Origin of the sequence: Streptococcus oralis (genome assembly GCF_003943415.1) — a bacterium.
GTDB lineage: Bacteria > Bacillota > Bacilli > Lactobacillales > Streptococcaceae > Streptococcus > Streptococcus oralis_BJ.
In genome coordinates this window covers 24,592-40,834 of the sequence record NZ_RJPK01000001.1, presented here as the reverse complement: position 1 = coordinate 40,834, position 16,243 = coordinate 24,592, and the positions used below count along the sequence as shown (strand labels likewise).

The 16,243-nt window shown below is 41.5% G+C and carries 15 protein-coding genes and 1 pseudogene; 1 reads left to right on the top strand and 15 read right to left on the bottom strand.

Annotated elements, in window-relative coordinates; translation table 11 throughout:
- The 7 genes from ftsA to pbp2b all read right to left on the bottom strand — a co-directional run bounded on the left by ftsA (nt 1) and on the right by pbp2b (nt 8,435).
- Entirely contained in the window at nt 1-1,377 is a 1,377-nt protein-coding gene (gene ftsA / locus D8801_RS00180) for a cell division protein FtsA (protein WP_125847005.1), read from the bottom strand.
- A 235-nt stretch (nt 1,378-1,612) separates the two neighbouring features.
- Nucleotides 1,613-2,317, bottom strand: a complete 705-nt coding sequence (locus D8801_RS00175) for a YwaF family protein (protein WP_125847003.1) — start codon at nt 2,315-2,317, stop codon at nt 1,613-1,615.
- Between the two features lie 194 nt (nt 2,318-2,511).
- Entirely contained in the window at nt 2,512-3,123 is a 612-nt protein-coding gene (locus D8801_RS00170) for an NUDIX hydrolase N-terminal domain-containing protein (protein WP_125847001.1), read from the bottom strand.
- On the bottom strand, nt 3,110-4,483 hold the full coding sequence (locus D8801_RS00165; protein WP_125846999.1) for a UDP-N-acetylmuramoyl-tripeptide--D-alanyl-D-alanine ligase: 1,374 nt from the start codon (nt 4,481-4,483) through the stop codon (nt 3,110-3,112). The genes D8801_RS00170 and D8801_RS00165 overlap by 14 nt, the downstream gene beginning before the upstream one ends.
- Before the next feature lie 85 nt (nt 4,484-4,568).
- Nucleotides 4,569-5,612, bottom strand: coding sequence for a D-alanine--D-alanine ligase (locus D8801_RS00160; protein ID WP_000814680.1), 1,044 nt, complete (start codon nt 5,610-5,612; stop codon nt 4,569-4,571).
- A gap of 173 nt (nt 5,613-5,785) precedes the next feature.
- Nucleotides 5,786-6,382 (bottom strand): recombination mediator RecR, encoded by a 597-nt coding sequence (gene recR, locus D8801_RS00155; RefSeq protein ID WP_050200888.1) that lies wholly within the window; start codon nt 6,380-6,382, stop codon nt 5,786-5,788.
- 10 nt (nt 6,383-6,392) lie between these two features.
- Nucleotides 6,393-8,435: a penicillin-binding protein PBP2B gene (gene pbp2b, locus D8801_RS00150; RefSeq protein WP_125846997.1), complete on the bottom strand. Its 2,043-nt coding sequence runs from the start codon at nt 8,433-8,435 to the stop codon at nt 6,393-6,395.
- 256 nt (nt 8,436-8,691) lie between these two features.
- Between pbp2b and D8801_RS00145 the strand changes: the two genes are divergently transcribed.
- On the top strand, nt 8,692-9,543 hold the full coding sequence (locus tag D8801_RS00145) for a MurR/RpiR family transcriptional regulator (RefSeq protein ID WP_125846995.1): 852 nt from the start codon (nt 8,692-8,694) through the stop codon (nt 9,541-9,543).
- A 287-nt stretch (nt 9,544-9,830) separates the two neighbouring features.
- Here D8801_RS00145 and D8801_RS00140 read toward each other — a convergent pair whose 3' ends face one another.
- The 8 genes and pseudogenes from D8801_RS00140 to D8801_RS00110 all read right to left on the bottom strand — a co-directional run bounded on the left by D8801_RS00140 (nt 9,831) and on the right by D8801_RS00110 (nt 16,110).
- Nucleotides 9,831-10,595: a class I SAM-dependent methyltransferase gene (locus D8801_RS00140; protein WP_125846993.1), complete on the bottom strand. Its 765-nt coding sequence runs from the start codon at nt 10,593-10,595 to the stop codon at nt 9,831-9,833.
- Between the two features lie 160 nt (nt 10,596-10,755).
- Nucleotides 10,756-10,824: pseudogene (locus tag D8801_RS10040) on the bottom strand (recombinase family protein); the annotation flags it as partial.
- Between the two features lie 215 nt (nt 10,825-11,039).
- Nucleotides 11,040-11,936: an ROK family protein gene (locus tag D8801_RS00135; RefSeq protein WP_125846991.1), complete on the bottom strand. Its 897-nt coding sequence runs from the start codon at nt 11,934-11,936 to the stop codon at nt 11,040-11,042.
- Nucleotides 11,937-11,953: 17 nt separating this feature from the next.
- A complete protein-coding gene (locus tag D8801_RS00130) occupies nt 11,954-12,871 on the bottom strand; it encodes a dihydrodipicolinate synthase family protein (RefSeq protein ID WP_125846989.1) in 918 nt (305 codons plus the stop codon).
- 171 nt (nt 12,872-13,042) lie between these two features.
- On the bottom strand, nt 13,043-13,687 hold the full coding sequence (locus tag D8801_RS00125) for a YesL family protein (protein WP_125846987.1): 645 nt from the start codon (nt 13,685-13,687) through the stop codon (nt 13,043-13,045).
- A gap of 20 nt (nt 13,688-13,707) precedes the next feature.
- Complete coding sequence (locus D8801_RS00120) at nt 13,708-14,160, bottom strand: NanQ anomerase/TabA/YiaL family protein (protein ID WP_125846985.1); 453 nt, start codon at nt 14,158-14,160, stop codon at nt 13,708-13,710.
- Between the two features lie 228 nt (nt 14,161-14,388).
- Nucleotides 14,389-15,228 carry a carbohydrate ABC transporter permease gene (locus D8801_RS00115; RefSeq protein WP_001183243.1) on the bottom strand — a complete coding sequence of 280 codons (840 nt, stop codon included), beginning with the start codon at nt 15,226-15,228 and terminating at the stop codon, nt 14,389-14,391.
- Between the two features lie 15 nt (nt 15,229-15,243).
- Nucleotides 15,244-16,110, bottom strand: a complete 867-nt coding sequence (locus tag D8801_RS00110) for a carbohydrate ABC transporter permease (RefSeq protein WP_001209417.1) — start codon at nt 16,108-16,110, stop codon at nt 15,244-15,246.
- Between the last annotated feature and the right edge of the window lie 133 nt (nt 16,111-16,243).

The following is a 16,243-nucleotide window of genomic DNA, read 5'->3' as shown; positions in this document are numbered from 1 at the left end:
TTATTCATCAAACATGCTTCCGATCAAGCTGCGGAAACGGTCTGTTAATTTAGGTTTATCTTGAGAACTTGCTTGGAATTCGTCTCTTGGAGCAAGGCCACTGTCAGGTGTGATTTCAGTTGCTGCAGTAGCTGGTTGCACTGAAGTTGATTGTATAATCGGTGTTACACTTTGATTTGAAACACCAAAATTAATTGGTTTTTGGCGAAGGAATTCATCTCCTCTGACTGCCTTTTGAGCCAGAAGATTCACTTCTGTCAATTTACCTGCAAACTCAGACAAGCTGATTACATGTGCAAAAGCAGGGTTGCGAATTCCCACTTGATTTGGCACATAGAGTTTCACTCGAACACCAAACACTTCTTGCGCCAATTCGACAACTCCTGGTAAAATCGCATTTCCGCCAATCAGAACGATACCACCTGGTAGATCCAACAAGTGTCTTCTGTCTAACTCCTGTTTAATTTGATCAAAAATATGTTTGATACGTGCTGAAATAATTTCTGCCAAGTAGCTTTCTGTCACTTCAACAGGCTCTACTTCACCAATGACTTCTACTTGGAAAGTCTCGTTACTTGCTAGTGGAACATAAGCTTCACCATAGTTGAGTTTCAAACTTTCTGCGATTTTTTGGGAAGTCTTTAAGACTTTGGAAATGTCTTTAGTGACATATTCTCCACCTTCTTGGTAGATATTTGTAAATTGCAATTCTTGATTGCGAATGGTTGCAACTGTAGTCTGTCCACCGCCCATATCAATCACTGTCGCGCCAAACTCACGTTCCCCCTCATTGAGAACTGAATTTACAATCGCTAATGGTGAGATGATGACGTTGTCAACATGAATTCCCACGCGCTCCACGGTTTTACGAAGGTTATGAAGAATGGTACGAGGTCCTGTGTAAAGTAAACCACGCATTTCCAAACGCACCCCCATCATGCCACGAGGGTCACGAATACCTTGGAAGCCATCTACGATAAATTCTTCTGGAATGAAAGTAATCACTTCACGATCAGGCGTCATGCTCTTAGTCAAAGCTGATTTGACAACATTCTCTACGTCTTGATCTGTAATTTCTTTTGTATCTGATGTTACAGGAATCATTCCTTGAGTTGGTTCAACCTGCAAGAGGTTTGCTGGTAAACCAACATTGACAGACTTGATTGAAATTCCTGCCTTCTCTTCTGCCTGGGAAATTGCGGATTTAATTGCTGAAGCAGCTGCTTCAATATCAACGATAATCCCGTCTTTGACACCTTTACTCTTGGCATTGCTAACGCCAATTACATTTACTTCACCATCTCTATGTTCGGCAACCAGCACTTTAATGGAGCTAGTTCCGATATCTAAGCCTGTAAAAAAACCATCTCTAGTCATTACATTGCGTCCTCTCTGTCTTCCAAGTTTCTCACTTCTATTTTTAATAACTGTGACGAGACACAGCTATTCACAAAATATTATAACACAAAAAATCCAATCGTGCTTAGTTTTTCATAAATTTCCTCTAGGTTTTTTGTAAAAGTCTTTTAAACAATTTTCTCAGGAGCAATCATTATTTTTATATCCTTACAGCTATATTTTGCATATTTAATCAAAAAAAGAGAAGGCCTTTTTAAGCTTTCTCTTGAATCATTTTTTCTGCTCTTTGTTGCAAAAAGACCTCTACTACTTTTGCAGTCAAGCTGATAGCTGCTACCAACACACTGGACACGATGAGGTAGTTAGCCAATAGTCCGTGATTCCCCACTAGTGGTGGTTTATTTAAAAATCCATAATCTCCACCTACAACCAAGTTGACAACTCCTATCAAGGCATTTAGAGAAAATGTAATCACTGTCACATTTTTCAAATTGAGCAGGGAAGCTTCATAATTCTTAAACAAGTATAGGAGCGCATTCCCCAAAAGTGCCACGTGCCCGATGATAAAGGACAGGATGGTCACGTGCGGAAACGGATAAGGGTCAAAGAGTGGGTAAGCCAGAGCTGCTGTTGCTCCAAAGGTTCCTAGAAGGGCAAAGTATTGCTTGTACTTGGAAGTACCTGGAATCAAGAGCATGACAAACATTGCGATACGACAATGATAGAAGGGCAAACTTTCTGATAAGGGCATTTGATTCCCCCAATACCAGCTATACAGAACAATCAATTGAAGGGACTGAAGGATCTGAATAAAGCGCTGGTAAGCCACCTTGTCGCGAAAGCGATAAGAAGTATAGAAAGTAAGAGCCAATAAACATAACAAACCAATATACCAGTGGAGTTCAAACTGGGGCGGTTCTGATATCTGTGTGGTAAATAATTGTTCCCACAAATTCATATTCTATTCCTCGTTCATCTAGCCAGAGCAGTAGAAAAGTCACTGCTCGACCTTTTTAATTTTTTTGAAAAAGCTTGATTCTATACTAAGCATAGAATACTTGCGACTTAAATTCGCAACCTATTATATCATTTGTGTCGCAGAAATGCACCTTACAGACACCTTTTTTGATTTGAAAACTTCTCTAGCATAACCTAATCAATATATTGCTCTCTTTGTCCCTGATAAACCTGCCAAAGAATCTCCATTTGCTCCTTGGTGATGCGTTTTTCAGATAAGACTGGCAATTGGTCAATGGCAAAAAATTGAAGCTCAGCAATTTCTTGATTTTCTTGAAATTGTCCGTCAAGAAGTTGGCATTCAAAGACAAACTTTGCATATTGTTTGCTCTGCAGTTGGAAACGATTGGTATCAAAAACTGCAAGTAACCTTTCAGCTTTTGCTTTAAAACCGGTTTCTTCTTCAATTTCTTTAAGAATATTTTCGGTTGGAGAATATCCGACTTCACCAAAACCACCTGGCAAAGCCCAACTATCCTCTCCTTTTCCTCTAACTAAACATACTTTTTCATCCTCAACAATCCAAGCACGGACGTCCATCAGAGGAGTTGCATAAGCGGAAGTCGGTTTCATGACTTCTGCCACTTCTTCTGCATCGAGGTCTGATACCTGATTCAACATTTCAGATAACAGACTTCGCAAGTCTTCGTAGCGCTCACGGTCAAACGGATCTTTTGTAAAGGTTAATCCAGTATCCGTAATGGCTAGCATTCTTTGCAGATATTTGGCAAAATCACTTGCATTCATTTTCTAAACTTTCTACCAACTTGGCTAGATTCATGGAGTTAGAGCCTTTGAGCAAAATTTGGTCATTGGCTCCAAGGCTTTCCTTAACCTGCTTGACTAGGTCTTCAAATTGGTCCTCATCGGCTGTTTTTTTGAAGTAATAAACGTGGCCGATTGGGAACATTTGACTGGCCAGCTGGCTTAATTCGGCAATGTCTTCTCCATAGAAAATAACGGTATCCAGCACATCTGGCGATAGGCTCAAAATCATCTGGTTATGGAGTTGGACAGACTGGTCGCCGAGTTCCTTCATGTCTGCCAAGACAGCGATTTTCTTGCCTCCTTCGTTGGCTGGGATGGCAGAGAATGTCTCCAAAATCAACTTCATAGCTGTTGGATTGGCATTGTATACGTCAGACAGAATATCTGCTCCATTGGCTGCTTTCTTCCACTCAGTACGGTTACGCGTCAATTCAAGATGTTGGAAAGCCTGACGAATCTGTTCCTCTGACACTCCTTCTTGAAGAGCCACATAAGCACCTATCATAGCATTGGTGGCATTGTACTTACCTGTCACTGGCAAATCGAGGGCTTGTTCCAAAAAATTAGCCTTAAAGGTCAGACTATCCTTGCGCTCAATCAAGTCTGTGACTTCTAACTCAGCTCCTGGCCCAAAACGGACCACTTTTTTATCTGTAGGCAAGTAGTCCTCTACAATCGGGTCAGCTGGTGCCAAAAGCAAAGAACCTGGTGCCATACCATCAGCAATTTGCATCTTCCCTTTAGCAATCTCCGAACGGTCTTTGAAAAAGGCCAAATGAGCCTCTCCAACCAAGGTCACGATGGCTGTTTTTGGATGAGCCAATTCAGACAAGAGATGAATATCTCCCAAGTGATCCTGCCCCATCTCCAAGACCAACTTTTCTGTCCCTTCAGGCATGTGGAGAACTGTGTAGGGAAGGCCAATTTCGTTATTGTAATTGCCTTGTGTCTTGTAGGTCTTGTAGGTTGTTGATAGCAAGTGCGCTAACATATCCTTGGTCGTTGTCTTGCCATTTGAACCTGTAACAGCAAAGACATCAACACCCGTTTTTTCAAGATAGTAGGCTGCGAGAGTTTGAAAGGCAGTCAAGACGTCGTCTACTAGAATGTAGGGATGATTTGCAACCTTTTTCTCGGATAAGGTTACTACTGCACCATTTTTAAAAGCTGTTTCGATAAAGTCGTGACCATCACGTGCACCCTTGAGCGGAACAAACAAATCTCCAGCAGTGATTAAACGACTGTCAAACTCAGCCTTTTCTAACTGAGCGTCCGCAAAAAGACTAACATCATTTTTAGCTCCAACAGCTTGCGCAACTTCATGGATCGTTAATTTCATTTCTACTCCTTTAAAAAGGGTTGAAGTCCGAGAACTCTAATCACCTAGCAGTGACAGTTCTGGCTCCTACCCCTCTCTTTCATTTTTATAGCAAATGCGCTTCGCGCTTGTCAAAACTTTCCTTGGCAAGGTCAACCAAACGCTCGATTAGTTCTGGGTAGCTGATTCCCATATTGTCCCAAAGTAGTGGATACATGGACCACTGGGTGAAACCTGGCATGGTATTGAGCTCGTTTAGGAAAATCTCGCCCTTATCTGTATAGAAGAAATCACAACGAGACAGACCGAGACCACCAATCGCACGGAAGGCTGTTTCTGCATTTTGACGCATGACAGCTACCACATCATCACTGATTCTAGCTGGGATATCCATGGTAATCTTGTTATCGATATACTTGGCATCATAGTCATAAAAGGCAACATCCTTGACCACTTCACCAGGAAGCGTGCTCTTCACATCGTAGTTGCCCAAAAGACCGACCTCGATTTCACGAGCATTCACCCCTTGCTCTACCAAGACACGGCTGTCATATTGGAAGGCAAGTTCTAGAGCTTGACGGAGTTCCTCTTGGTTTTCAGACTTAGAAATACCGACACTTGAACCCATGTTTGACGGCTTCGTGAAGACTGGATAAGTCAATTTTTCTTCAACTTCAGCGATTTTAGCAGTCACATCATCTCCTTCGACTATGGCCACATAAGGAACTTGGGCAATCCCGACAGATTCTAGAACACGCTTGGTCGTAATTTTATCCATGGCAAGGCTGGATGACAAGATATTGCAACCGACATAAGGCATTTTCAAAACTTCAAGAAATCCTTGGACAGAGCCATCTTCACCCATCGGACCATGAAGAACTGGAAAGACTACAGCACCTTCTTCATAGATAGCACTTGGCGCAATTTTCTTGTCCCAGTCAATGGTCTCATTAGTCATGAGACGATCCTCTTGACCTGGAGTCTGGCTAAATTCTTGCGTTTTGATAAAGTCACCTGACTGACTAATAAAGAAAGTCTTGACTGTGAAACGATCGTAGTTGACCGCACGCATGACACTCTCAGCTGATAGGACAGAGACTTCACGCTCTGCACTCCGCCCACCGTATAAAAGAATAATCGTTTGTTTCATATTACTGTCCTATTTTCTAATAGAATACTCGCACCTTAGTATATCATATTTGCTTCTTTTTTGAAACTTGAACATGGTACTGGTAGTAAAGAAATATAAAAAGAGACCGATAACGACAAACTCGGTCTCCCCGTTCTTGTATAAATGAATTGAGTTCGTAAATTTGTTTACTCCTACAACTCTGTCCGATTTTCAATGGCTCGTAAGAGTGTGACTTCATCCGCATACTCGATATCTGCTCCCACGGCCAGGCCTCGTGCTAGACGAGTGACCTTGATACCAGCTGGTTTGAGGAGACGAGATAGGTACATGGAGGTCGCTTCCCCATCTGCCGTCGCATTGGTTGCCACGATCACCTCTAAAACCTCACTATCCATGAGACGGGTCATAAGACTCTTGAGATTGATATCGTCTGGACTGATGCCATTCATCGGAGAAATGAGGCCGTGCAAGACATGATAGAGTCCGTGGTATTCTTGGATATTTTCCATGGCAGCCACATCGCGACTATCCTCTAGCACCAAGATGGTTGTCTGGTCTCGAGTTGGATCTGTACAGATCGAGCAAGGGTCATCATCGGTCAAGCGACCACAGATGGAACAATAGGTCAATTCCCGCTTGGCAGATAGAAGGTTTTTTGCAAATTCATTGACATCGTCATCAGACATTCCAATGGTATAGAAGGCGAGACGAGTAGCCGTTTTGATCCCGATACCTGGAAGCTTCGAATAGCTATCAATTAACTTGGCAATAGGTGTTGGATACAGCATAAGTTCCTTTCTAATTCATTGGATGTTGTTGGTTATAAAGATTGATGATATCACGCGCAATTGAAGGTCCGACACCATTTGTTAGGTTGGTGTTATGAGGAAAGACAACTGCGACCGCGATTTGAGGATTATCGGACGGAGCATAAGCAACTGCGTTGGTATTATTGGCCTTTTGACCGCCATTAACATAACTTTCGGCCGTTCCCGTTTTCCCGCTTATGGAAACGGCTGCGCCATTTGAAAAGGCACGACCAGTTGTCAGAGCGCTCGTTCCATGCGAAACTTGATAGAAACCTTGTTGCAAGATAGCCATATCTGCTTCTGAGATATTAACCTTGTTCATTTCCTTGGTGGCTGTTTCTTGAACCAGACTGCCTAAGCCACCTTGGTCATTGTTTCCATAAACGCCTTCAACGATGTGAGGAGCCAAACGTACGCCATTGTTTGCAATGGTTGCGACATACTGGGCTAACTGCATAGGTGTGTAGTTGTCAAACTGACCAAAAGCATTATTTAGATAGTTGGCCAAATCAAATTCTTTTGGTGTAAATCCTGTAGATTCATCTGGGAGGTCAATCCCTGTTGAAGCTCCGAGTCCATATTCCCCAAAGGTTGATCGCAATTTGCCCATTGCAGTCTCTAACTGTCCCGTTGCGACTGTCATATTTGGTGTGTAGGTTTGTCCCATGATTCCTAGCGCGGTTTGAACCATGTAGGTATTAGAAGAGTACTCTAGAGCCTCAACTGCTGTGATAGGGAAAGAGCCATAGGACAAGGTGTACCATGAATTGATAGGGGCCGAACCCTGGAAAACAATCGGCTGGTCTGTCAAGGTTTGATTACCTGACAAGACTCCATTTTCCCAACCAGAGCTGATGGTCGCTGCCTTAACAACAGATCCTGGCACAAAGACGTTGGTTATCGTTCCAAGCGAATCTGAACTTAATTTACCAGATTCAACATCATGCTTGACACCTGACATCGCCAGAACTGCACCGGTTTTAGGATTGAGAGCGACTGCGTAGACTCCTTCCGAATATTTAGCGCCACCATTACTCAACTCGGAGTTGAAGTAGCTCTTAAGCAGGTCATCCACTCCATTTTGGAAAGCTAGGTCAATCGTTAGTTTGATATTGTTTCCTTTGCTTCCTTCCTCGACATTTTCCACACTTTCCATGTTTCCATGTTTGTCGAGATGGATTTCCTTGACGGAGCGTTTGCCTTGGAGGACATCTTCATATTGCTTTTCAAGATAAGAAGTTCCCACTCGGTCATTGAGAGAGTATCCTTTCTTGAGATAAGCGTCAACTTCCTCAGCTGGAAGACCTGACTTTTCACTTGAAACGCTACCGACGATAGACGATAGAGAAGTGTCTAGTACTTTTCGGTCCCATGAGGTTGAGATACTGATGCCCGGTAATTCCTTGGATGCAGAAGCCACAAGAGCGACCTGAGTATCATCCAAGGCATCTGTTGAAATGGTGCCCGTCGCAAAATTTTCAACTGCATTGAGCTGACTAAAGAGATAGATTTCCTTTTTCTGATCATCTGTATAGTTAAGCTGACTCACGTCAACACTTTCAACCGCATTATTGTAAAGTGTCGCTTCTGATAAGCGGTTCCCATCTGAATCCAGGCGTTTATCACTTGGTAAGGATTCGACTGTTTTTTTGTATACGTCCTGGTCCGCCAAGTAGTAGTCTGCAATCTGACGGTCTGTGAGTTCAGGGGAAGTGACATTCACGTAAGTCAGCAGTTTTTTAGCCGTCTCCTTCAATTCAGCTGCTGTCATTTTATTATTTCGTGTGAAAGAAACAACTTGCTTGAGTGTGTTTTCTACCAAGGGTTTCCCTGTTGCATCATAAATCTGCCCTCGAGCTGAACTGGTTGTCACCCTAGTCTGGCTGGCTGAAGCCAACTTAGTTTCATAGAAATCTTTATTCAGTACCTGCATGTATAAGAGTCGACCAATAATGGCCATAAAGAGCAGGATAACAATGGCAAACAGTAAATTAAGCCGAATCGGAATCGAATGGCTATTAAATTTTCTCATACAACTAAGACTCTTTTCTAGAAAAATTCCCGATTTTCACCTTCATTTTCAGCTAAAATAATAGAGCAAACGGGTGAAGCTCGGTACTTTTCATTGTACCATATTTTACGGAGAAACTCTTGGAAAAGTCGAAGCATTTTTTGACTTTTAACTGAAAATGCCTTTTTATTTGGTTATCCTAACTTCTATGATATAATGATGTTAATAAGCAGGCAATCGTCAACTTTTAAGACTTTGACTCATGAAAAGGAGCTCCATGAAAAAGCAGGATATCGCAACTATTATTGATCTTCATTTTGAAGAATTAACAGAGTTAGAGCAGGAAATCGCTCGTTATTTCTTGCAGGTAGATACAATCGTGGATGATCTATCATCGCAACAGGTTACTCAAAAACTGCATGTTTCCCAAGCTGCTCTTACTCGTTTTGCCAAAAAGTGTGGCTTTACTGGCTATCGAGAATTTGTTTTTCAATACCAACACCAGGCCAATAAACAGGACACCCATTCCCACAAACATAGTCCTTTGACCAAACGTGTACTTCGAAGCTACAGCAACCTACGGGAACAAACACAGGATTTAATTGACGAAGAACAACTGGAACGAGTTGCCCAGCTAATCGATGACGCTGAACGAGTTTACTTTTTTGGAACGGGAAGTTCTGGTCTGATTGCCCGTGAGATGAAACTCCGTTTTATGCGTCTAGGTGTTGTCTGTGAAGCTTTGACCGATCAGGATGGCTTTGCATGGACGACCAGTATCATGGATGAAAACTGTTTGGTACTTGGCTTTTCCCTATCAGGCACTACCCAATCCGTCCTCGATAGTTTGTTGGATGCCAAAGAAATGGGGGCTAAGACCATTCTCTTTACCAGCGCTCCAAACAAAAATAGTCAGGCTTATACCGAAACAGTCCTCGTCGCAAATCATAGCCAATCTTCTTACATCCAGCGTATTTCCGCTCAGCTCCCTATGCTCATCTTAATAGATTTGATTTATGCCTACTTTTTAGAAATCAATCGCGAGAGCAAGGAAAAAATCTTTAACAGCTATTGGGAAAATAAAAAGCTCAATGGCTATCGTAGACAAAAACGCGTTAGAAAATCCTAGTTTGGTTGAACCAAACTAGGATTGTTTTGTTTTAATACTCTTCAAAAATCTCTTCAAACCACGTCAGCTTCACCTTGCCGTACGTATAGGTAACTGACTTCGTCAGTCTTATCTACAACCTCAAAGCTGTGCTTTGAGCAACCTATGGCTCGCTCCCTACTTTGCTCTTTGGTTTTCATTGAGTATAAAATGATAATAGGCACCCAACATCCCTGCGGTATTTTGGGTATGGGAAATTCTAATCGTAAAATAAAATGAGCTATTCTTCAGAAGTACGTTCTATAATATCATAGTTTAATGCAGAGTGTAGCGATGTAGTCATTTCCATAACGTGATAATCGATGTCTTTTATCACACGATTCATAAAAATCGATCATAGCGAGACCATTTTTAAGTTGTCCTCTAATCTGAGTTTCTAAGGTATGGCTAAATTCATATCCATATTCTGGATTTATGGTTATTTTGCCTTCCTCTTCAAGCTCTCTTGAATTAAAAGGTAGTGAAAACTTTAAAAGTAATTCCTCATCGGGTTTGTCCCATACAGTGTCTGCATCATACATGTATATCCAAGGATTCATGAATCCGACCATTAACAAACCGCCCTTTTTCAATACTCGAGAGGCTTCTTTATACATGTTTTCTAAATCTTCTATATATACATTTGACACCGGATTAAAAATAATATCAAAGGTTTCATTTTCAAATGGAAATGGTTTTGTCATATCGCCTTGAACTGTATTGATTTTTAAGCCTTCTCTTTTAGCAACCATCTCATCTCTTTCTAATTGTGATTTAGAAAAATCCATTATGGTGACATCATAACCTTTTGCAGCAAAAACTGGACCCTGCTGTCCGCCTCCACAAGCTAAACCTAATATCTTTTTTCCCTTGGCTTTTTCAAACCATTCTTTTGGAACTTTTTTCCCAACAGTTAAGGCAACAGAAATTGGATGTTTTCTAACTTCTTCTAATTCTTCATGTGTCAATGGCTCAGTATAGTCATTTTTTACATTATTCCACCTATCTTCATTTAATTTTATATAATTGTCCATCTTATCATCTCCTCGTAATTTTATATTATTTCGATTTAAGGTGAATATGTTGCCATTGCATTTTTCTCACCTTTACAAATTCTAATTTGTCAATTTCTCGTCCATTTCATTATATCATTTTTCCACATTTTCTCATTTACTCAAGCTAAATATCATTTCAATTGATGATAGAATTGCTCTCGCCTTGTAGTTCATCATCTCGGCTTAACTTCTCATGCAAGGCGGTTATTTTCTCCTAGTTTCTCACGATTACCTCCTTTCGCTCAAATTTTTCAATAAAAAAAGAATTAAGGAAAACATTTTTCACTCAAGTAGTGATTAAGTGTTCTTCTTAATTCTATAGTTCCAAACTAGGATTGTTTTGTTTTAATACTCTTCGAAAATCAAATTCAAACCACGTCAGCTTCACCTTTCCGTACTCAAGTACTGCCTACGGCTAGCTTCCTACTTTGCTCTTTGATTTTCATTGAGTATAAAATGGTAATAAGCTCCCAACATCCCTGCTGTATTTTGGTGATGGGCAAATTCCAATCGTGTTTTTTCAGCTAGACTTGGCTCCAAGGCCGCCTTCAAGGCTGTGCGAATCTTTGGTTTGAGAATAGCCTCTTGTCCCATGATACCACCACCGAGAATGACTACTTCTGGATTGGCAACGTAGCAAATATTTGCCAGACCTTTCCCAAGGTAATCTACCATGCGGTCAATGCCAGCCATACAGATCTTGTTTCCTTCAGTAGCTTCCTTAAAGATGCGTCGGCCATTCCACTGGTCAACTGAATCTCTATGAGCTGCTGCCACATATTCTACCAAGGCTGTCGTAGAAGCTAAGTCTTGGAAAGCTCCATCCTGCATGTGCATATAACCGACTTCACAGGCTGAATTGCTAAAACCATGGAAGACTTTCCCATCCATAATCAAGCAACCACCGATACCTGTTCCAATGGTCAAGCAAAGTGTCACACTCGCTCCCTTTCCTGAACCAGATACTGCCTCAGCAAGACCTGCACAGTTGACATCATTTTCAATTTCGCAAGGAATAGAAAAGTTCGTCTCGATTTCCTTCTTGAACTGGGTTCCTGCGTAGTTAGGAATTTGCGGGCCGGCATAGAAAATCTCACCTTTGTCAGGATCTACCATTCCTGCAGAAGAAATAGCAACACCTGCTACTGGGCCTTTTTCTAAATAGCTGGAAACGATATCTTTGGTCTTTTGTAAGATATGAGGGCCGCCCTTATGCGCCTCTGTTGGCATTTCATGCGATTCAACAAGTTGGCCTTCTTGGTCAATCAAACCATATTTGATGTTGGTTCCACCAATATCAATTGCAACGTAGTGTGTCATAAATACCTCCTTATGGATTAGAGGAAGCGCTCCTTGGTTTCACGAATCAAGGCTGCTGCTGCTTCTACAACTGGACGATCTTCTTCGATTACTGGCGTCAATGGTGAACGAACTGAACCAATGTTTAAACCTTCATTGATTTTCAATACTTCTTTGATGACACCGTACATATTTCCATGTGCAGCAGTCAATTTACCAATGATTGCGTTGATAGCGTATTGCAATTCACGCGCTGTTTCCAAGTCTTTCTCAGCAATCAACTGATTGAGTTTCAAGAAGAGTTCTGGCATAGCACCGTAAGTACCACCGATACCAGCTTTGGCACCCATGAGGCGACCACCAAGGAATTGTTCATCTGGACCATTGAATACGATGTGGTCTTCTCCACCGAGGCTCACAAAAGTTTGAATATCTTGAACTGGCATAGAAGAGTTCTTAACACCGATAACACGAGGATTCTTCAACATTTCAGTGTAGAGACTTGGAGTCAAAGCAACACCTGCCAATTGAGGAATGTTGTAAATCACGTAGTCCGTGTTTGGAGCTGCAGCACTAATGTCATTCCAGTATTTGGCAACTGAGTATTCTGGCAAACGGAAGTAAATCGGTGGAATGGTTGCAATGGCATCTACACCCAAGCTTTCTGCGTGGCGAGCAAGTTCCATACTATCCTTTGTATTATTGCAAGCAACGTGAGCAATGATAGTCAATTTTCCTTTGGCAACGGCCATAACTTCTTCCAAAATCAACTTGCGGTCTGCCACACTTTGGTAGATACACTCACCAGAAGAACCATTGACATAGAGACCTTGAACACCTTTATCAATGAAGTATTGGACCAAGGCACGCGTACGCTCTGGACTGACTTCTCCTTGATCATCATAACATGCGTAGAAGGCTGGAATGACACCTTCGTATTTTTTCAAATCTGACATAGATTTTCTCCTAAGATTTCTTTTTTCTGCTGAGAGCAGTTCTATTTTTTTACAAGTTTAGTATACACCTTGTGAAAATCGCTTTCAATATCTTGTATACACTTAGATTTTAGTTTCTACCTGTATTTTAGAAACTGTAACGATTGAAAGTAGTTTCAGAAACACCTCATCCTACTGGTATTTGGCGAAGATTTTCTCCATCAATCCTGTTTGGAGAAAGACTAGCAAACCAAAACCAAAGAGGATAAAAGCTGACCCACCCAAAAGGAGAGTGAAGGCGGATAGATAAAGAACCATCACTATGAGAAAGAGAATGGCTAACATGAGGAAGAACCAAGGAAAGTTAAAACTTGCCAAGATAAGCCCTTTTTGCAGCACTTCTTTCCAAGACAAATCATAGCGTGCAGCGATGGGATAACTAGCCAACATCACCAGAGTGAGGAAGATGAGAATCCCCAAACATATAGCTTTCACAATCTGGAAAGGCAAAGCAGTCTGTCCCCAGAAGAGATAGAGGTCTAGAAGGCTTAATGACACAATGCCCAACTCTAACAGACCTAACTGAAGCCCCAGTTTCAGATTTTGCTTGAAAGCTCTTAGATAAGTTCTAAAGACTGGTACCCGTCTGCTTCTCTTAATCTCAAACATAGTCTCATAGAGGCTGATTTTCGCCACTCCAATCGTGACGATAGGCAAACAAGAGACGACAAAAAGAAGATTGGCTGCCACGATATCCAAGACCTTCTCACTGAAACGCATGAGAAAATTATCTGTATCAAATGCTGCCTTGATTAGGCTTACTCCTTTTTGTGCCATGTTTGCTCCTCCTGATTCTTCTAATCAATCAAAATTTTAAAGAGATATTTGCGAACCTTCTCTTCCATACCTGCATAGCCATTTGGCTGGTGCGGTTCTCCTGGGAAGAAAATCGCAAAATTGTAATAGCCCAGCAATAGTGGGTAGCGTTCATAACAATATACAAAACCAATGTCGCTCGCTTCATCGAATGCTACCGCCTCGTCTTTGATACGTGAACCGTAGCTCGAATATTCATGTCCTTCTACCAACAAATGCAAGTCTGCATAGTGTTTATGGTGTTCAAATTGATCATTTTCAGCTTGATTGAGGACATTTTCCTGAACAACTAGAAAGACCTTGTCCCCGTCAATCTCATACTTACCGAGTTCGAAAGAATCCTTACGGTGCTGATAGAGATAGTCGATAGCCTTGTCTAGATTGGGATGAATCCCCTTGTAAAAGGCGATGTTTTTCAAATCGTCAAAAATCATACTGTTTCCTTCGTTTCTGATAGTTAACTAAAATCATAAATTAAGTTTATAAGTGTCTGACAAAACTTCACGAAGTAACTGCATACTCTCCATTTTGTAGACACTTATAACTCTGTATTCTCTTATACTCAATGAAAATCGAAGAACAAACTAGGAAGCTAACCGCTGGCAAAACTTAAGTATGGCAAGGTAACGCTGACGTAGTTTAAATTCGATTTTCGCAAGGTCTTAACCTTTGACAGCTCCCATAGTGATACCCTGAGTGAAGGATTTTTGGAAGACAAGGAAGACGGTTACGATTGGCACTGCTGCGAGAGCTGCACCCGCCATGATCAAACCGTAGTTGGTTGCCATTTCGGCCTGCATGGTCGCAACCCCGAGTGAGATAGTCAAGTTTTGACGTGAAGTCAACATAACCAACTGCATGAAGTAGTCGTTCCAAGTATTGATGAAGGTAAAGATTGCAAGAGCTGCAAATCCTGGTTTCACGATAGGGAAGGCTACGCTCCAGAAAGTACGGATCTCACCACAACCGTCGATTTTAGCTGATTCAAGCAATTCTGTCGGGATATTTTCACTAAATTGTTTCATAAGGAAGACCCCAAATGGCCATCCGATCAAAGGCAAGATAACTGCCCAGAGAGTATCGTGAATTCCCATGAAGTTGACGATACGTACCAATGGTACAAGGACAACTTGTTTTGGAAGTGCCATGGCAGCGATAAAAACTGCAAAGAGGATGCGTTGACCATAGAAACGTTTTTTAGCCAAGACATAACCTGCTAGAGAAGAGGTAGCACAGACTAGGAACATGGTTACCAGTGAGATAAATACAGAGTTCCACATCCACTGCATAGCAGGGTTTTGCACCATGAGTTGTTGGAAGTTCTCCATGGTTGGCATTTTAGGGAACCACTGTGGCGGAATCATAATGGTATCAGGCTGTGATTTGAAGGCCCCTGTCAAGATCCAGTAGAATGGAAAGATGAACAGTACGGTCAACAAGAGCAAGATAATCGTTGAAATAACAGTGAAAGCTGTTAAGGGTTTCTTTTGTGTAGGTTGCATAACTGTCTCCTTTCCTTAGTATTCTACATCGTTTCCGAGGATCTTGAATTGAGCAAAGCTGACAATGGCAATCATCACTGCCAAGAAGACACCAATAGTATTGGCATAGCCGTACTCTGTCAATTGGAAGGCTTTTTCGTAAAGGTAGTACATCAAGGTACTTGTTGAGTAGTTTGGACCACCAGAAGTCAAGAGCTGAATCAAAGCAAAACATTGGAATGAGTTGATGGTTGTGATGATCGCGATGTAAAGAGTTGTTGGAAGAAGGCTAGGCCATTTGATCTTCCAGAAGACTTGAAATTCAGTCGCACCGTCAACACGCGCTGCTTCAACAAGTGAGTTATCAATATTCCCCATGGCAGCGATATAAAGGATAATCGGTTGACCAACAGATGTTGTCAAAAGGATAATCATAATCGCTAGCAAAGCCCAGTTTTTGTCACCCAGCCAAGAAATGTTTTGGCTGATGATATGGCTTGACTTAAGGACAAAGTTTAGAATCCCTGATAGGGGGTCATAGATCCATTTCCATACAACCGTTACGGCAACACTACCTGTAACTACAGGAAGGAAGAAGACGAAACGATAGAAAGAACGAGCAATCGCATTTTGATGATAGGTTTGAGATGCTACAAAGAGCGAGAAGAGAACCACAATCGGTACTGATCCAATAACTAGGATAACGGTATTGATCAAAGACTTGGTAAAGACAGGGTCTTTAAACATACGAATGTAGTTATCCAAACCAACAAACTCAAAGCTGGTCATGGAGTAGTTAAAGAAACTTGTAATGAATCCCATAATCATAGGAGCCAAGACAAAGATAACAAAGAAGAACAATACTGGTGCTAGGAAAGCGTAGGAAATCACTGTTTCCCGCATACGAATTTTATTAACTTTCACAGTCGGCACCTCTCTTTCAAATAGAATAGTTTTTGATTTTCTTGAACTGTTTTAAAATCAAAATGAAATTTTTTAAGATTCGCTTATGTAAGAACTTCATTTTAATTTCGTG

Coding starts and splice junctions, on each gene's coding strand:
- ftsA (WP_125847005.1), bottom strand. CDS start 1,377: ATGACTAGAGATGGTTTTTTTACAGGCTTAGATATCGGAACTAGCTCC.
- D8801_RS00175 (WP_125847003.1), bottom strand. CDS start 2,317: ATGAATTTGTGGGAACAATTATTTACCACACAGATATCAGAACCGCCC.
- D8801_RS00170 (WP_125847001.1), bottom strand. CDS start 3,123: ATGAATGCAAGTGATTTTGCCAAATATCTGCAAAGAATGCTAGCCATT.
- D8801_RS00165 (WP_125846999.1), bottom strand. CDS start 4,483: ATGAAATTAACGATCCATGAAGTTGCGCAAGCTGTTGGAGCTAAAAAT.
- D8801_RS00160 (WP_000814680.1), bottom strand. CDS start 5,612: ATGAAACAAACGATTATTCTTTTATACGGTGGGCGGAGTGCAGAGCGT.
- recR (WP_050200888.1), bottom strand. CDS start 6,382: ATGCTGTATCCAACACCTATTGCCAAGTTAATTGATAGCTATTCGAAG.
- pbp2b (WP_125846997.1), bottom strand. CDS start 8,435: ATGAGAAAATTTAATAGCCATTCGATTCCGATTCGGCTTAATTTACTG.
- D8801_RS00145 (WP_125846995.1), top strand. CDS start 8,692: ATGAAAAAGCAGGATATCGCAACTATTATTGATCTTCATTTTGAAGAA.
- D8801_RS00140 (WP_125846993.1), bottom strand. CDS start 10,595: ATGGACAATTATATAAAATTAAATGAAGATAGGTGGAATAATGTAAAA.
- D8801_RS00135 (WP_125846991.1), bottom strand. CDS start 11,936: ATGACACACTACGTTGCAATTGATATTGGTGGAACCAACATCAAATAT.
- D8801_RS00130 (WP_125846989.1), bottom strand. CDS start 12,871: ATGTCAGATTTGAAAAAATACGAAGGTGTCATTCCAGCCTTCTACGCA.
- D8801_RS00125 (WP_125846987.1), bottom strand. CDS start 13,687: ATGGCACAAAAAGGAGTAAGCCTAATCAAGGCAGCATTTGATACAGAT.
- D8801_RS00120 (WP_125846985.1), bottom strand. CDS start 14,160: ATGATTTTTGACGATTTGAAAAACATCGCCTTTTACAAGGGGATTCAT.
- D8801_RS00115 (WP_001183243.1), bottom strand. CDS start 15,228: ATGCAACCTACACAAAAGAAACCCTTAACAGCTTTCACTGTTATTTCA.
- D8801_RS00110 (WP_001209417.1), bottom strand. CDS start 16,110: ATGCGGGAAACAGTGATTTCCTACGCTTTCCTAGCACCAGTATTGTTC.